Below are 14,765 nucleotides of genomic sequence, written 5' to 3'. Positions count from 1 at the left end.
GATAACGCAACAGGCCCCTTGTGGGAGAGGGTTACGCACCACGCGTGCGATGATAGATCACCTACTCATGCCGGTGCGCATGCTTCCGCACCTTCGCCTGTTTCCCTTCCCCCGTCGGGATCATCACCACACGCCCGTAGCGCACGCCGCGTTCGGCGATGATGTGATCGGCGAAATGCCTGACCTCATCCGCCGCGCCGCGCAGCGCCGTCATCTCCATGCAATTGTTGTCGTCGAGATGGACGTGCAGCGTCGCCAGCGCGAGGTCGTGATGGCCGTGGAATTCCTGCACCAGGCGTTTTGAGAGATCGCGGGCGGCGTGGTCGTAGACATAGACGAGGCCGGCGACGCAGGGGCCGGTCTGCGCGGTATCCTCTGTCGTCTGTTGCAGCCCGGCGCGCGCGAGGTCGCGGATGATCTCGGAGCGGTTCTGGTAGCCGCGCGCCTCCGCGGCGGCGTCGATCTCCGCCAGCAGATCGTCCTCGATCGTGATCGTAATTCGCTGCATCAAAATGCTCCTGCGCGCCTCGCCAGTATCCGTTGAACTGTAGCCCGGATGGAGCGAAGCGTAATCCGGGACAATGTCGATATACTAGCAAAACCCGGATTTCGCTTTGCTCCATCCGGGCTACGCACTTAACTCCCGCTGCTCACAGCCGGGTCGCCCGAAGCCGCAGCGCATTGCCGACCACGCTCACCGAGGACAGCGCCATCGCCGCCGCGGCGATGATCGGCGACAGCAGGACGCCGAAGGTCGGATAGAGGATGCCGGCGGCGATCGGAATGCCGGCGGCGTTGTAGATGAAGGCGAAGAACAGGTTCTGGCGGATGTTGCTCATCGTCGCCTGGGACAGTTTTCGCGCTCGCACGATGCCGACGAGGTCGCCTTTCAGCAGGGTGACGCCGGCGCTCTCCATCGCCACATCGGTACCGGTGCCCATAGCGATGCCGACTTCGGCGGCCGCCAGTGCCGGGGCGTCGTTGACGCCGTCACCGGCCATCGCGACGCTGCGGCCGGCCTTTTGCAGCTTCGTCACCACCGCGCTCTTCTGGTCCGGCAGCACCTCGGCCTCGACCTCGGCGATGCCGAGCCGGCGCGCCACCGCCTGCGCCGTGGTGCGGTTGTCGCCGGTCAGCATGATCACCTTGATGCCCTCGGCGGCGAGGGCCTTCAGCGCCTCGGGCGTCGATGCCTTGACCGGATCGGCGATCGCGAACAGGCCGGCGAGCCGGCCATCGACGGCCATGTTGATGACCGTTGCGCCATCGCCGCGCAGCCGCTCGGCTTCAGCGTCGAGTGTCTTGGTGTCGATCCCGATCGACGACAGATATCGCGCGTTGCCGAGCACGATGGTCCTGCCGTCGACCTTGCCGGTCGCGCCCTTGCCCGTTGGCGAATCGAACTGCTCGACCTGGCCGAGTGTGAGCTGCTTCTCCTTGGCCGCGCGCATGATGGCGTCGGCCAGCGGATGTTCGCTGGCGCGCTCGACGCTGGCCGCCCAGCGGAGAATGTCGTCGTCCGCAAAGCCGGAAGCCGGCACGATCGCGACCACCTTGGGCTTGCCTTCGGTCAGCGTGCCGGTCTTGTCGACCACCAGCGTGTCGATCTTCTCCATTCGCTCCAGCGCTTCCGCGTTCTTGATCAGGACGCCCGCCTGCGCGCCGCGGCCGACGCCGACCATGATCGACATCGGGGTCGCAAGGCCCAGTGCACAGGGGCAGGCGATGATCAGCACGCTGACGGCGGCGACCAGGCCGAAGGCCAGCCGCGGCTCCGGCCCGAACCAGGCCCAGGCCGCGAAGGCGGCGAGGGCAACGACGATGACGGCGGGCACGAACCAGCCGGCGACCTGGTCGGCCAGGCGCTGGATCGGTGCGCGCGAGCGCTGCGCATCGGCGACCATCTGCACGATCTGCGACAGCAGCGTGTCCCGCCCGACCTTGTCGGCACGCATGATGAAGCTGCCGGACTGATTGAACGTGCCGGCGATGACCTTTGCGCCGCTTTCCTTGGTGACCGGCATGGATTCGCCCGTCACCAGCGATTCGTCGAGCGAGGAACGCCCCTCCAGGATGACGCCGTCGACCGGCACCTTCTCGCCGGGGCGAACGCGCAAATGCTCGCCGGCATGGAGCGCGTCGATCTCGACCTCATGCTCGCTGCCATCAGGCTCGACGCGCCGCGCGGTCTTCGGCGCGAGTTGCAACAGCGCCTTGATCGCACCCGACGTCGCATCGCGGGCGCGCAGCTCCAGCACCTGGCCGAGCAGCACCAGCACGGTGATGACCGCGGCTGCCTCGAAATAGACGGCCACCGCGCCCTCATGGCCGCGGAAAGTGGCGGGGAAGATCTGCGGCACGACCGTGCCGATGACGCTGTAGACGTAAGCGACGCCCGTGCCCATCGCGATCAGCGTGAACATGTTGAGGTTGCGCGTCACCAGCGACTGCCAGCCGCGCACGAAGAACGGCCAGCCGGCCCACAGCACCACGGGCGTGGCGAAGACGAGCTGGATCCAGTTCGACAGCGTCGCATCGATCCAATTGTGCGGGCCCGCGAGGTGGCCGCCCATCTCCAGCACCACCGGCGGCAGCGCCAGCGCGCCGCCGATCCAGAACCGCCGTGTCATGTCGGCAAGCTCGGGATTGGGGCCGGTCTCCAGGCTCGCCACTTCCGGCTCCAGCGCCATGCCGCAGATCGGGCAGCTGCCGGGTCCGACCTGGCGGATCTGCGGGTGCATCGGACAGGTGTAGATCGTGCCCGCGGGCATCTCCGGCTCGCTCGCCTTCTCCTTGGCGAGGTATTTTGCGGGATCGGCGGCGAATTTGGTGCGGCATCCGGCTGAGCAGAAATGGAAGATCTCGCCGTGATGCTCAAAACGGTGCTTCGACGTCGCGGGATCGACCGTCATGCCGCAGACGGGGTCGCGGACCTTCGTCGCCGCTGCGCCATGGTCATGATGATGCGTGTGGCTGGCATGATCGCCGTGTCCGCCGCAGCACGAGGCTGCCGCAGGCTTCTCGCTCGGCGGCGTCGCCGCCTTGCTCGAACAGCCGCATCCGGTGTGACCGTCCGCGTCGTGATGATGGCTGTGTTCGGCGTCGTTCATTCCCATGCTCCGGCCTTCTCGGTCTTGCAACCCATACCCGGTAGGGGTATATAGACGGCATGCGCAAAGACATCAAGGCATCTGTCGGAAAACGTCTCGGCCGGATCGAGGGCCAGGTTCGTGGCCTGTCGAAAATGGTAGAGGAAGACCGCTACTGCATCGACATCGTGACGCAGATCTCGGCGGTGCGCGCCGCGCTGCGCCGGGTCGAGGAGGAGGTCCTGAAGGACCACGTCGCCCATTGCGTCGAGCACGCGATTGCGAGCGGCGACAAGGCGGATCAGCGCGAGAAGATCGCGGAGTTGATGGCGGTGATTGGAAGGGCGGAGAGGTAGATCCGTATTCTTCGGTCATGGAGAGAAGCGCACGATATCTCCCCAACGTCGTCCTGGCGAAAGCCAGGACCCATACCGCGGAATCTATCGATTGCGTTCGGTAGCTGTACCGAACGACAGGTCCCCGCCAAACGTCTGCCTGGGGTAATGGGTCCTGGCTTTCGCCAGGACGACGGCGGAGCTACGCCGCGACCTCGCACGCGTCTCCGCGGCGCGCGCGGTACACCGCGAGTTCGTTGAGCAGCACAAAATGCTCGGAGAAGGTGGCGTCCATCTCGGCAGCCGCCTCGCGCATCACTTGCGCAGCCGGAATCTCAGCCGGCGCCTCTTCGTCAGCCGCTTCAGGAACGAGCGGCGGCGCACTGATCGTTTCTGGAAACACACTGAATGTGCCCGCTACCTCCTCGAGCGGCTTTTGCTTGTCGGCCCAGTGCAGGGTGGTGTAGTCGAACCCGTGCACGATGGTGGGTTTGACGACTTCGAAATAGGGCGAGATGTCGAAGTCGCGGGGCATGTAGAGCGAGGAATCGCGGATGTGCAGGATCTCGCGCCGGGCCGCGCGGCTGCCGGCCTTGGTGATCTTGGGCAGGATCGGATAGCGCACGGCGTCGAACGCCTGCGCGATCAGCGCCGAGCAGATGATCTTGGTCGGATCGCCCGAGCCGATCGCGATCATGCGACGCCGCCAGCGCTGCGGTATCGGCAGCGGAAACAGGAAGCGCATCAGGTCGACGATGTTCTTGGTGTCGTAGCCGAAGCCAATGCGGTTGATCGCATAGCGGCAGACCGTGGTGCGGTCCTCATGGGACAGCCCAACCGGGCGGCAGACGCGGGTGTGATAGGGGAAGTACTTCGACAGGGGCGCCGAGGTGACGCCTTCGCCGATATTGGCCTCGATCAGCACATGCGGCTCGCCATTGGGCTCTTCCGCACCCTCGATCGGGCCGACATAGAGCGCGGCATGCGACCAGGTCGACTGCGTCAGGTATTTGATGATGCCGGAGATGCGGTTGTTGCCCTCGACCAGCAGCACGTCGCCGGGCTCGATGACGCCGCGCAGGTGCTCGGGGTCGCTAGGCGTGAACGGCTCATAGCCCGGCACCTCCTTCGAGAGGTACGCGGCAATCAGCTTGCCGACTGAATCTAGGACCGTCCCCATGTCGAACTCCCCCACGGCCTTTTTCGGCCGCTTTTTTTCCCTTCTCTATCATGGTCGAAACGTGTTGCAATTCGGTTCATCACTCTGTGAGATCAAGCACCATTGATTCACCATGATGGTTGCCGTGCAACATGAGATACGGCAAGGTTCGCTGGCTGTTCCCGTTTGCCGCAAGTCTCCGGAAACCATGACATGACAATCACGCGCCGCGGTTTCCTTTCGGCGTCGGCGGCCTTTGCGGCGATGCCGGTCCTGCGCGCAACCGCCGCACCCCTGCCGCGCGAGGCTGACATCGTCGTGATCGGCGCGGGGGCAGCCGGAATTGCCGCAGCGCGGCGCATCATGGCGGCCAATCGCAAGGTCGTGGTGGTCGAGGCGGCATCGCAAATAGGTGGCCGCTGCATCACGGACACGACGACCTTCGACGTGCCGTTCGACCGCGGCGCGCGCTGGATGCACAATCCCGAGACCAATCCGATGATCCGGCTGGCGCGCAGCGCCGGGCTCGACGTGCTGCCGGCGCCGTCGGGCCAGAAGATGCGCATCGGCCGCCGCAACGCGCGCGCCGGCGAGACCGAGGAATTCCTGGCGGCGCTGGTGCGCGCCAACCGCGCCATCGACGAGGCCGCGCGCGGCAAGCTCGATAGCTCCTGCGCCTCCGTGCTGCCGAAGGATCTCGGCGACTGGGCGGGCGCGGCCGAGTTCATGCTGGGCGCGAGCTTTGCCGGCAAGGACCTGAAGGAGCTGTCGGCGATCGACAAGGCGCGCGCACAGGACCGCAATGCCGCGATCGCCTGCCGCCAGGGTCTGGGTACGCTCATCACCAAGCTCGGCGAGCAGGCGCCGGTCGCGCTGTCGACGCCGGTGAGCCGCATCAGCTGGAGCAATCGCGACGTCAGCGTGGAGACGCAAGGGGGCAAGATCGCCGCCCGCGCCGCCATCATCACGGTCTCGACCAACGTACTCATCGCCGGCGCGATCAAGTTCGCGCCCGATATTCCCAAGCGCACGCTGGACGCGGCGTCGAAGCTCACCCTCGGCAGCTACGATCACATCGTGCTGCAACTGCCGGGCAATCCGCTCGGGCTCGCGCGCGACGACATCCTCATCGAGCAGAGCAATTCGACGCGCACCGCGCTGATGTTCGCCAATATCGGCGGCTCCTCGCTGTGCTCGATCGATGTCGGCGGCTCGTTCGGCCGCGATTTGTCGGAGCAGGGCGAGAAGGCGATGGCGGCCTTCGCGAAGGAATGGATCGCAAAACTGTTCGGCAGCGAGGCCGCGGCCATTGTGCAGAAGACCAGCGCGACGCGCTGGAATGCCTCGCCCTTCGTGATGGGCGCGATGTCGGCGTCCTCGCCCGGCGGTCAGCTCTCGCGAAAAATCCTGACCGAGCCGATCGGCAATCTGTTCCTCGCCGGCGAAGCCACCCACGAGACGCTGTGGGGCACCGTCGACGGCGCCTGGGACAGCGGCGAGCGCGCCGCTGACGCCGCGCTGCGCAAGATCGGCGCGCTCAAGGACGAGCCGGCCGATGTGCCGACGCAGTCGACGAAGCGGCGCAAGGCGCCGCGGCAGTAGGGCAACCAAGCGGCAACACATTCGCCATCGCGCGGCGCCATAGCCTCAAACTCCACTCGTCGTCCCGGCGAAGGCCGGGACCCATAACCCCAGGGAGTAGTTTGGCGAAGATAGTCGTTTGGTATTGTCACCTACGGCGATCGATAGATCACGCGGTATGGGTCCCCGCGTTCGCGGGGACGACCCGTGGAGGGAGTTATCGCAAAACCCCATCCAACGCCGGCAGACCAAAGACGACCGCCATCGCAATCAGCACATAGCAGATGCCGCGAAACATTTTTTCGCTGGCGCGGCCGAACAGCGAGGCGCCGAATGCGACGCCGATGGCATAGACCGGACCGACGATGAGCGAGAGCACCAGCGATTCGCGGCTGATCAGGCCTGTCGTCGCGTAGCTGACCATCGAGAAGAAGTCCGAGGCGCCGAAGAACAGCAGGATGTTGGCGCGCGCGACGATCGACGCGATCGGGCGGCCGAGCCAGTAGCCGACGATCGGCGGCCCGCCAGTCTGCGCCAGCCCGCTGCAGAAGCCGGAGAGGCCGCCGATGCCGACCGAGAGCCAGGCGTGGTCCTTGCCGCGATAGCGCCAGCCCGACAGCAGCAGGAGCAACAGCGCGGCGACGAAGCAGGAGATGATCCAGCGCGTCGTGACGGGCTCGAGCACGCTGAGGAAATAGGTGCCGATGGGCACGCCGATCAGCGCACCCAGCACGATTACGGCGGTGGCCTTGCGGTCGGCCTTGCGCCATGCGTCGGGCAGCAGCGGCACCGCCGCGACGAAATCGATCACCAGCAGCAAGGCGGCAACGAGCCGCGGCGCCGCGAAGCTGCTCGCCATCGGCATGAAGATCAGCGCCGAGCCGAAGCCGGAAAAGCCGCGCGCGGTACCTGAGACGAAGGCGACGGCGCAGAGCGCCATCGCAATGGTGAGGCTGACGTCCTTCGGGAGGAAGTCGGCGAGACTCATGCTATCTGGTTCTGGAGCATGATGTCGTCCGAAAACCGCTGCACACTTTTCGGCATCATGCTCTCAACGCGCCGCCGGTCTTCTTCGTCACCTCCGCCACGACCTTCGCGGCGACAGCCTCGATCTCCTGGTCGGTCAAGGTCTTCTCGCGCGGCTGGATCGTCACCGCGATCGCGATCGACTTCTTGCCGTCATCGATGCCCTTGCCCTCGTAGACGTCGAACACGTTGACGCCGGTGATCAGCTTCTTGTCGACGCTGAGCGCGGCGCGCACGATATCGCCGGCCTTCACAGTGCGGTCGACGATGAAGGCGAAGTCGCGCGTAACCGGCTGGAAGGCCGACAGCTCGATCACGGGCTTGGCGCGGGTCGGCTTCTTCTTGGCCTCGGGGATGCGGTCGAGGATCACCTCGAACACCATCAGCGGACCGTCGGCGCCGAGCGCTTCCAGCGCGCGCGGATGCATCTCGCCGAAATAGCCGAGCACGTTCTGCGGGCCGATCTGGATCGTGCCGGAACGTCCCGGATGCAGCCAGCCGGGACCACCGGCCACGATCTGAAGCGCCTGCATCGGCGCGCCGCTTGCGGCCAGCACAGCCAGCGCATCGGCCTTGGCGTCGAACAGGTCAGCCTGCGCCGAGCCCGACCAGTGCCGTCCGAGACCCTCGGACGAGGCAAAGCCGCGGCGCACGCCGCTCGCCGCCATGAACTGATCCTGCGGGCGATCGCCCTTGAACACCTGGCCGACCTCGAACAGCGCGACATCGCCGAAGCCGCGATCGGCATTGGCCTGCGCCGCCGCGATCAGGCCCGCCAAGAGGGTCGGGCGCATGTCGGAGAGATCAGAGGCGATCGGGTTGGCTACTTCCAGTTCGCGCTGGCCGCCGCCGAACAGTTTTGCCGCAGACTTCGTAATGAACGACCACGTCACCGCTTCGATGATGCCACGGCTCGCGAGCGCGCGCCGCGCCCGGCGGGTGCGGAGCTGGAGCGGGGTCAGCACCGGTTTGCGCGCGTCCTCGCCGCGCTCGAACGGCGTCATCGGCACCTTGTCGACGCCGAAGATGCGGACGATCTCCTCGACGATGTCGGCCTTGCCGTGCACGTCGGAGCGCCACGACGGCACCGCGACCTTCACCACCGGGCCGGGGCCCGCCATCATGAAGCCGAGATGGGTCAGGATGCGCTTCATCTCCGGCTGCGGCACCTCGATGCCGGACAGGCGCTTGACCTCGGTCACCGGGAAATCGATGACGCGGTCATCGCCAAAGGCCTTGCCGACCACGACGTTCTCGGACGGTGCGCCGCCACACATCTCCATCACCAGCCTGGTCGCGAGCTCCAGCCCCGGCACCATGAAGGCCGGATCGACGCCGCGCTCGAAGCGGTAGCGCGCATCGGAATTGATGCCGAGCTTGCGGCCGGTCTGGGCGATGTTGATCTCGTTCCACAGCGCCGATTCGATCAGCACGTCGGTGGTGTTCTCGTCGCAGCCGGAGGCCTCGCCGCCCATGATGCCGGCGAGCGATTCGACGCCGTGCTCATCGGCGATCACGCACGTCGCGGAATCGAGATTGTAGGTGCGACCGTCGAGCGCGAGCAGCGTCTCGCTGTCGCGGGCGCGGCGCACCACGAGATTGCCCCTGACCTTTTTGGCGTCGAACACGTGCAGCGGGCGCGCGCGGTCGTAGGTCATGAAATTGGTGATGTCGACCAGCGCGTTGATCGGACGCAGGCCGATCGCGGTCAGCCGCTTCTGCAGCCATTCCGGCGACGGGCCGTTCTTGACGCCGCGCACGAGGCGAAGCGCGAAGCCCGGACACAGCGTCGCGTCCTCGACCGTGACCTTCACCGGGCAGGGGAATTCGCCCTTGATAGCCTTGATGGTCGGGTCCTTGAACTTGCCCATGTCGGCGGCGGCGAGGTCGCGCGCGATGCCGTGCACGCCGGTGCAGTCCTGCCGGTTCGGGGTCAGGTTGATCTCGACCACGGGATCGCCGAGCGCGGCCCATTCGGCGTAAGCAGCGCCGATCGGCGCATCCGCCGGCAATTCCATGATGCCGTCATGGTCGTTGGAGATCTGCAGCTCGGCCGCCGAGCACAGCATGCCGCGGCTCTCGACGCCGCGGATGGTGCCGACGCCGAGCGTGATGTCCTTGCCGGGAATGTAGGTGCCGGGGGCTGAGAACACGCTGACGAGGCCCGCGCGCGCATTCGGCGCGCCGCACACGACCTGCACGGGCGCGCCGCCATCACCGGTGTCGACCATGCAGACGCGCAGGCGATCCGCATTCGGATGCTGCTCGGCCGAGATCACCCTCGCGATGGTGAACGGCTTCAGCGCCTTCGCCTTGTCCTCGATGTTCTCGACCTCGAGCCCGATCATGGTGAGCTTCTCGGCGAGCCGCTCCAGCGGCTCGTCGGTGTCGAGATGGTCCTTTAGCCAGGAGAGCGTGAATTTCATGGTGCCGTTCCTAGAAAACCTCGATCAGGCGAAAGCGTTCGCACATGAGCATCATGTCTTCGCGAAATTTGCCTTGCCGACCGAAATAGTTGCGATGCGCGTTGCGCCAGTAGTCGAGACTGCGATCACCTTCGCCTTCGTCGAAGGCAAAGGCCGCATCGACCTCGCCGAAGCGGCGATAGCTCACCTCGGTCGATTCGATGATGCAGCGTGGCTCTCCGCGTCCGTCGAGCACGATCCAGCGTTCGCCCGGCGTCGAGGTGTTGGGCTCGTCCTCGGTGCTGCATGTCGCAGTCTTGACGCCCCGGATCACGAGATCGAGCAACTCGTCGGCCAGAGCCGGTCCGTCGCCGAAGGCGAACGACCGCAGGCCGCGATATTGCTCCGGGACGGCGCTCAGGTTCACGTGCTCAGTCCCCCCGCGAGCGTCGGGACTTCCAGCGGCTTGAAGCCGTAATGGGACAGCCAGCGGACGTCGCTGTCGAACAGCTGGCGCAGGTCGGCGATGCCGTATTTCAGCATGGCGATGCGGTCGATGCCCATGCCCCAGGCAAAGCCCTGGTACTCGTCGGGATCGATGCCGCAAGCGCGCAGCACGTTCGGATGCACCATGCCGCAGCCGAGAATCTCGAGCCAGTCCTCACCCTCGCCGAAGCGGATCTCGCCCTTGTCGCGACGGCACTGGATGTCGACTTCCAGCGACGGCTCGGTGAACGGGAAGAACGACGGGCGGAAGCGCATGTTGATGTGGTCGACCTCGAAGAACGCCTTGCAGAACTCGTGCAGGATCCATTTGAGGTGGCCGAGATGCGAGTGCTTGTCGATGACGAGGCCTTCGACCTGGTGGAATTGCGGCGTGTGGGTCGCGTCCGAATCGATGCGGTAGGTGCGGCCCGGACAGATCACGCGGATCGGCGGCTTCTGGCTCAGCATGGTGCGCACCTGCACCGGCGAGGTGTGGGTTCGCAGCAGCATGCGCGAGCCGTCTTCCTTCGGATGGAAGAAGAAGGTGTCGTGCATCTCGCGCGCGGGATGGCCTTCCGGAAAGTTCAGCTTGGTGAAGTTGTAATCATCGGTCTCGATGTCGGGGCCTTCGGCGACCGAGAAGCCCATGTCGGCGAAGATCGTGGTCAGCTCGTCCCAGACCTGGCTCAGCGGATGGATGCGGCCGGCCTCGGCCTGCGGGTCACGCAGCGGCAGCGTCACGTCGATGGTTTCGGACGCGAGCCGCGTATCGAGCGCCGCCGACTTCAAAACGTCGCGCCGCGTGCCGAGCGCCTCGGTGACCTTGTCCTTGGCCTGATTGATCGCCGCGCCTTGCGTCTTGCGCTCGTCGGGCGACATCTTGCCGAGCGTGGCGAGCAGCGCCGAGATCGAGCCCTTCTTGCCGAGGGCTGCGACGCGCACCGCTTCGAGGGCGGCTTCGTCGCCGGCGGCGGCGATCTGGTCGAGGATGGATGCTTCAAGCGTTGCGAGGTCGGACACAGTCAAATCCTTGCTGCCAAATTCGGCTGGGTTGTCGCCGCCCGAAGGGCGTAACGTCAAGCAAAAAGCCGGTCATTTCGCGCTCTCGACCAGCTGGGTTGAACCTCGCACGGGGCCCCGGCACCAAGGGAGGATACGAGGAGACTTTTGCGATGCTTTCGAAATGCTGCCTGGCCGTCCTGGCCGTCGCTCTATCGGTCGCCGGCACCCCGGCGCGCGCCATGGTCTGCATGGAGAAATCCATGACGCTGGACGAGGTCGTCGACACCATCAGTGCGCAGAAGGGCTGCGAAAGCGCGATGAAGGTGTTTCAGGATTGCCAACTGACCGCGAGCGGCGATGTCCAGCTCGGCGCCGCCGTCGAAAAGAAATGCGAAGCGGACTTCAAGCCCGGCCTCAGTGCCGCGCAGACGCAGGCGTACAAAAGCGAGATGCACGCGTGCGACGTCAAGTACCGGAACAAGTCCGGCACCATGTATCTCTCGTTTACGGCATTCTGCCGGGCGGAGGTCGCCCAGCGCTACTCGCAACGCGCACTGAAGGCTGCGGGCCAGAAGGCCCGCTAGCCGAGAGACCTCAGGCCGCGAGAGCTGCCTTGGCCTTCTCGGCGATCGCCTGGAACGACGCGGGCTCGTTGATCGCGAGATCCGACAGCACCTTGCGGTCCACGGTGATGCCCGACTTGGCGAGACCGTCGATAAATCGGCTGTAGGTCAGGCCGAACGGACGCACAGCGGCGTTGAGACGCTGGATCCAGAGCGCGCGGAACGTCCGCTTCTTGCGCTTGCGGTCGCGGAAGGCGTACTGCTGGGCCTTCTCGACGGCCGGCTTGGCGGCGCGGATGGTGTTCTTGCGGCGGCCGTAGAAACCCTTGGCGGCCTTGTAGACTTTCTTGTGCTTGGCGTGGGCGGTCACACCGCGTTTGACGCGAGACATGACAAAAATCCTTCAGAGATGACTTGGTTTTCGGATCGCCGCGCGAGGCGCGGCTGAGGTGGCAGTGATCGTGGACGCGATCAGGCGTTCGGCAAGAAGTACTTCTTGACGTTGTCGCCGTCGGTCTTGAACAGCACGCGAGTGCCGCGAAGCTGACGGATCTGCTTCTTCGTCCGCTTGATCATGCCGTGACGCTTGCCGCGCTGGGCGTGCATCACTTTGCCGGTGGCAGTCACCTTGAAGCGCTTTTTAGCGCCCGATTTGGTCTTCAGCTTGGGCATTTGGCTCTCCTAATGGCCACGGAAATCCGCCCGCGAAGGCGGCTGGCCGTCAAAAATGCTCGTTAGAGCGTTGATTGTGCTCAGGTTTCTACGAACAAGCGCGAAACCCGCACGGACACCGCCACGGCAGCCCTTAATCAGCCGGGCGATGAAGGCTGGGCTTATGCCAGAGCGGCAGCCAGTTGGCAACGATGAACCGCCGAAACCCGCCCGCCGACTATCCGGAGTTGCCACCCTCGTCGTCCAGGCCGTGTCGCCTGGAGGAAGGACCAAAATGGCCCATTTCCCGCAATCTGCCCGCCCGCGCCGCCTGGCGCTGCTTGCCGTGCTCGCCGCCGCCGCGCTGCCGTCCACCGCCGATGCCCGCGGCGGCCGCTATGACGGCATCTGGAACGTCACCTTCGCCACCAGCCGCGGCAATTGCAGCTCGGGCTACAGAGTCCCCTTCACCGTGACCGGCAGCCGCGTCTCGTCCGCCGGCGGCGGCCGGGTCTCGGGCAGGGTCAAGCGCTCCGGCACTGTGGCGGTCAATGTCTCGGTCGGCGCGTCCCATGCCAGTGGCGGCGGCCGGCTTGCCGGCGTGAACGGCTCCGGCTCGTGGAGCGGCATCATTTTCGGCGACCGCTGCAGCGGCACCTGGCAGGCGACGCGGAGCTGACACACAAACGGCCCGCCGGAGAACCGGACGGGCCGTTAACTCTCAATTCCAAATAACTGGCGTCAGCGCGGCGCCAGCACCATGACCACCTGACGGCCTTCGAACCGCGCGTCCTGCTCGACCTTGGCGAGCTCGGCGACGTCGGTCTTGATCTTGTCCAGAAGCTTGGTGCCGATCTCCTGGTGCGCCATTTCACGGCCGCGATAGCGCAGCGTGATCTTGACCTTGTCGCCCTCTTCGAAGAACCGCTGCATCGCGCGCATCTTCACGTCGTAATCATGATCGTCGATCATCGGGCGGAGCTTGATCTCCTTGATCTCGACGGTCTTCTGCCGCTTGCGGGCTTCGGCGGCTTTCTTCTGAGCGGAATACTTGTACTTCCCGTAGTCCATGATTTTGCAGACGGGAGGGCTGGTATTCGGCGAAATCTCGACCAGATCCATGCCAGCTTCCTGGGCCATCTTGATGGCGATGACGGTCTCGACCGTGCCTTTATTGTCACCGGTCTGATCGATCAGCTGGATCTGCGCATTGCGAATATCATCATTGATGCGCGGCCCGTCTTTGCTGGCAGCGGGCGGAGCTTTATTAGGACGGCGAATGGGTGGTTCTCCAAAGTTGTGAAAGAAGCGGCTATCTTGAAGGAAGATGCGTTTGCCGGCAAGCAAGTCGCGTACGCGAAGCGAAAAACCGTTAAATGCGAGGCATTTTGGTCACGCCTGGCGGCACGCTGACCGACATAGACACCTTGCCCTCGTTCCGCAAGCGTCCCAAAGGGCCAATACCGATGTCCGGCGGTGCCACGGAACGCGCCCAGACAGCTCAAACCGCACAGCCAGAGTAAACGTTCCATGACCGATGCAATTCCCGATACCGTGCTCGATTTCATCGATGTGGGCGAGGGCGCGTCCGCGCGCAGGATCGCGGTACGCCGCCGCGCCGGAAAGGGCCCCGGCCTCGTTTGGCTCGGCGGGTTCAAATCGGACATGCGGGGCAGCAAGGCGCTGGCGCTGGACGCCTGGGCCAGCGACCACGGCCGCGCCGCGGTCCGGTTCGACTATTCCGGCCACGGTGAATCTGGCGGCGATTTCGCCGACGGAACCATCGGGCGCTGGCTGGAGGAGAGCGTCGCGGTGTTCGCGCGGTTCTGCGACGGCCCGCAGATCCTGATCGGCTCCTCCATGGGCGGCTGGATGGCGCTGCTGCTCGCGCGCGAGATCAGGAAGCGCCAAGAGAACCAGCAAGCGAACCAGCAGGAGAACCAGCAAGCCAAGGCGTCGCTCGCGGGCCTCGTGCTGATCGCGCCGGCGCCCGACTTCACCGAGGAGCTGATGTGGAAGAATTTTCCGGCTGCGGTGAAGAAGGAGATCGAGACCAAGGGCGTCTGGCTGCGGCCGTCCGAGTATGGTGACGGCTCGCCCTATCCGATCACGTGGAATCTGATCGAGGAGGGCCGCAACCATCTCGTGCTCGGCAGCGCCATCGATCTCGGCTGCCCCGTCCGCATCCTGCAAGGCGCGCAGGACCCTGATGTACCCTGGCAGCACGCCTTCGCGCTGACGCACCGCCTGCCGGCCGACGACGTCGTGCTGACCATGATCCAGGACGGCGACCACCGTCTCTCGCGCCCGCAGGACATCGCGCGCATTCTTGCCGCGGTGGCCGAGATCGGGTGAGGTCTCTCCAGACACTCGGTGTCATCGTCCGCGAAGGCGGACGATCCAGTACGCCGCGGCGATTGTGATTAAGCTGAGAAGCCTCGGAGTACTGGATGCCCCGCCTTCGCGGG

General features: G+C 65.4%; 15 protein-coding genes. 5 read left to right on the top strand and 10 right to left on the bottom strand.

Features of this window, described 5'->3' with window-relative positions:
• Window positions 1–61: 61 nt before the first annotated feature.
• Window positions 62–508, bottom strand: coding sequence for a nickel-responsive transcriptional regulator NikR (gene nikR, locus XI08_RS23020; protein ID WP_271576075.1), 447 nt, complete (start codon window positions 506–508; stop codon window positions 62–64).
• A 142-nt stretch (window positions 509–650) separates the two neighbouring features.
• Window positions 651–3,110 carry a heavy metal translocating P-type ATPase gene (locus tag XI08_RS23015; RefSeq protein WP_271576074.1) on the bottom strand — a complete coding sequence of 820 codons (2,460 nt, stop codon included), beginning with the start codon at window positions 3,108–3,110 and terminating at the stop codon, window positions 651–653.
• A 59-nt stretch (window positions 3,111–3,169) separates the two neighbouring features.
• Between XI08_RS23015 and XI08_RS23010 the strand changes: the two genes are divergently transcribed.
• Window positions 3,170–3,445, top strand: coding sequence for a metal-sensitive transcriptional regulator (locus XI08_RS23010; protein ID WP_007598521.1), 276 nt, complete (start codon window positions 3,170–3,172; stop codon window positions 3,443–3,445).
• Between the two features lie 181 nt (window positions 3,446–3,626).
• On the opposite strand, the gene XI08_RS23005 is transcribed toward XI08_RS23010, so the two are convergent.
• The gene (locus XI08_RS23005) at window positions 3,627–4,604 is read right to left on the bottom strand and encodes a YiiX/YebB-like N1pC/P60 family cysteine hydrolase (protein WP_027543738.1); all 978 of its coding nucleotides are present in this window, start codon (window positions 4,602–4,604) and stop codon (window positions 3,627–3,629) included.
• A gap of 192 nt (window positions 4,605–4,796) precedes the next feature.
• Between XI08_RS23005 and XI08_RS23000 the strand changes: the two genes are divergently transcribed.
• Window positions 4,797–6,185, top strand: coding sequence for a flavin monoamine oxidase family protein (locus XI08_RS23000; protein WP_271576073.1), 1,389 nt, complete (start codon window positions 4,797–4,799; stop codon window positions 6,183–6,185).
• 196 nt (window positions 6,186–6,381) lie between these two features.
• Here XI08_RS23000 and XI08_RS22995 read toward each other — a convergent pair whose 3' ends face one another.
• The 4 genes from XI08_RS22995 to pheS are packed head-to-tail and all read right to left on the bottom strand — an operon-like array spanning window position 6,382 to window position 11,101.
• Window positions 6,382–7,152 carry a sulfite exporter TauE/SafE family protein gene (locus tag XI08_RS22995; protein WP_271576072.1) on the bottom strand — a complete coding sequence of 257 codons (771 nt, stop codon included), beginning with the start codon at window positions 7,150–7,152 and terminating at the stop codon, window positions 6,382–6,384.
• 55 nt (window positions 7,153–7,207) lie between these two features.
• Entirely contained in the window at window positions 7,208–9,616 is a 2,409-nt protein-coding gene (gene pheT / locus XI08_RS22990; protein WP_271576071.1) for a phenylalanine--tRNA ligase subunit beta, read from the bottom strand.
• A 10-nt stretch (window positions 9,617–9,626) separates the two neighbouring features.
• A complete protein-coding gene (locus XI08_RS22985; RefSeq protein WP_135178726.1) occupies window positions 9,627–10,016 on the bottom strand; it encodes an ASCH domain-containing protein in 390 nt (129 codons plus the stop codon).
• 2 nt (window positions 10,017–10,018) lie between these two features.
• A complete protein-coding gene (gene pheS, locus XI08_RS22980) occupies window positions 10,019–11,101 on the bottom strand; it encodes a phenylalanine--tRNA ligase subunit alpha (RefSeq protein WP_271576070.1) in 1,083 nt (360 codons plus the stop codon).
• 152 nt (window positions 11,102–11,253) lie between these two features.
• On the opposite strand from pheS, the gene XI08_RS22975 reads away from it, so the two are divergent.
• Window positions 11,254–11,667 carry a hypothetical protein gene (locus tag XI08_RS22975; protein ID WP_271576069.1) on the top strand — a complete coding sequence of 138 codons (414 nt, stop codon included), beginning with the start codon at window positions 11,254–11,256 and terminating at the stop codon, window positions 11,665–11,667.
• 10 nt (window positions 11,668–11,677) lie between these two features.
• Here XI08_RS22975 and rplT read toward each other — a convergent pair whose 3' ends face one another.
• The gene (gene rplT, locus XI08_RS22970; protein WP_011083533.1) at window positions 11,678–12,037 is read right to left on the bottom strand and encodes a 50S ribosomal protein L20; all 360 of its coding nucleotides are present in this window, start codon (window positions 12,035–12,037) and stop codon (window positions 11,678–11,680) included.
• An 80-nt stretch (window positions 12,038–12,117) separates the two neighbouring features.
• On the bottom strand, window positions 12,118–12,318 hold the full coding sequence (rpmI, locus tag XI08_RS22965) for a 50S ribosomal protein L35 (RefSeq protein WP_008539890.1): 201 nt from the start codon (window positions 12,316–12,318) through the stop codon (window positions 12,118–12,120).
• Window positions 12,319–12,592: 274 nt separating this feature from the next.
• Between rpmI and XI08_RS22960 the strand changes: the two genes are divergently transcribed.
• Window positions 12,593–12,976, top strand: a complete 384-nt coding sequence (locus XI08_RS22960; protein ID WP_271576068.1) for a hypothetical protein — start codon at window positions 12,593–12,595, stop codon at window positions 12,974–12,976.
• Between the two features lie 62 nt (window positions 12,977–13,038).
• Here XI08_RS22960 and infC read toward each other — a convergent pair whose 3' ends face one another.
• Entirely contained in the window at window positions 13,039–13,578 is a 540-nt protein-coding gene (infC, locus tag XI08_RS22955) for a translation initiation factor IF-3 (RefSeq protein ID WP_084301986.1), read from the bottom strand.
• Window positions 13,579–13,827: 249 nt separating this feature from the next.
• Between infC and XI08_RS22950 the strand changes: the two genes are divergently transcribed.
• The gene (locus tag XI08_RS22950) at window positions 13,828–14,652 is read left to right on the top strand and encodes an alpha/beta hydrolase (RefSeq protein WP_271576067.1); all 825 of its coding nucleotides are present in this window, start codon (window positions 13,828–13,830) and stop codon (window positions 14,650–14,652) included.
• The last annotated feature ends 113 nt before the right edge of the window (window positions 14,653–14,765 follow it).

Source organism: Bradyrhizobium sp. CCBAU 11361, from assembly GCF_028128935.1.
GTDB classification, from domain to species: Bacteria; Pseudomonadota; Alphaproteobacteria; order Rhizobiales; family Xanthobacteraceae; genus Bradyrhizobium; species Bradyrhizobium niftali.
The sequence above is the reverse complement of the archived record's forward strand: the minus strand, read 5'-3'. Positions and strand labels throughout refer to the sequence as shown.

What these genes read in the sequence shown, in the direction of transcription:
- nikR (WP_271576075.1), bottom strand. Translation starts at nt 508, where the DNA reads ATGCAGCGAATTACGATCACGATCGAGGACGATCTGCTGGCGGAGATC.
- XI08_RS22995 (WP_271576072.1), bottom strand. Translation starts at nt 7,152, where the DNA reads ATGAGTCTCGCCGACTTCCTCCCGAAGGACGTCAGCCTCACCATTGCG.
- rplT (WP_011083533.1), bottom strand. Translation starts at nt 12,037, where the DNA reads ATGTCTCGCGTCAAACGCGGTGTGACCGCCCACGCCAAGCACAAGAAA.
- XI08_RS23000 (WP_271576073.1), top strand. Translation starts at nt 4,797, where the DNA reads ATGACAATCACGCGCCGCGGTTTCCTTTCGGCGTCGGCGGCCTTTGCG.
- rpmI (WP_008539890.1), bottom strand. Translation starts at nt 12,318, where the DNA reads ATGCCCAAGCTGAAGACCAAATCGGGCGCTAAAAAGCGCTTCAAGGTG.
- XI08_RS23015 (WP_271576074.1), bottom strand. Translation starts at nt 3,110, where the DNA reads ATGAACGACGCCGAACACAGCCATCATCACGACGCGGACGGTCACACC.
- XI08_RS23010 (WP_007598521.1), top strand. Translation starts at nt 3,170, where the DNA reads ATGCGCAAAGACATCAAGGCATCTGTCGGAAAACGTCTCGGCCGGATC.
- XI08_RS22975 (WP_271576069.1), top strand. Translation starts at nt 11,254, where the DNA reads ATGCTTTCGAAATGCTGCCTGGCCGTCCTGGCCGTCGCTCTATCGGTC.
- XI08_RS22950 (WP_271576067.1), top strand. Translation starts at nt 13,828, where the DNA reads ATGACCGATGCAATTCCCGATACCGTGCTCGATTTCATCGATGTGGGC.
- XI08_RS23005 (WP_027543738.1), bottom strand. Translation starts at nt 4,604, where the DNA reads ATGGGGACGGTCCTAGATTCAGTCGGCAAGCTGATTGCCGCGTACCTC.
- XI08_RS22960 (WP_271576068.1), top strand. Translation starts at nt 12,593, where the DNA reads ATGGCCCATTTCCCGCAATCTGCCCGCCCGCGCCGCCTGGCGCTGCTT.
- pheT (WP_271576071.1), bottom strand. Translation starts at nt 9,616, where the DNA reads ATGAAATTCACGCTCTCCTGGCTAAAGGACCATCTCGACACCGACGAG.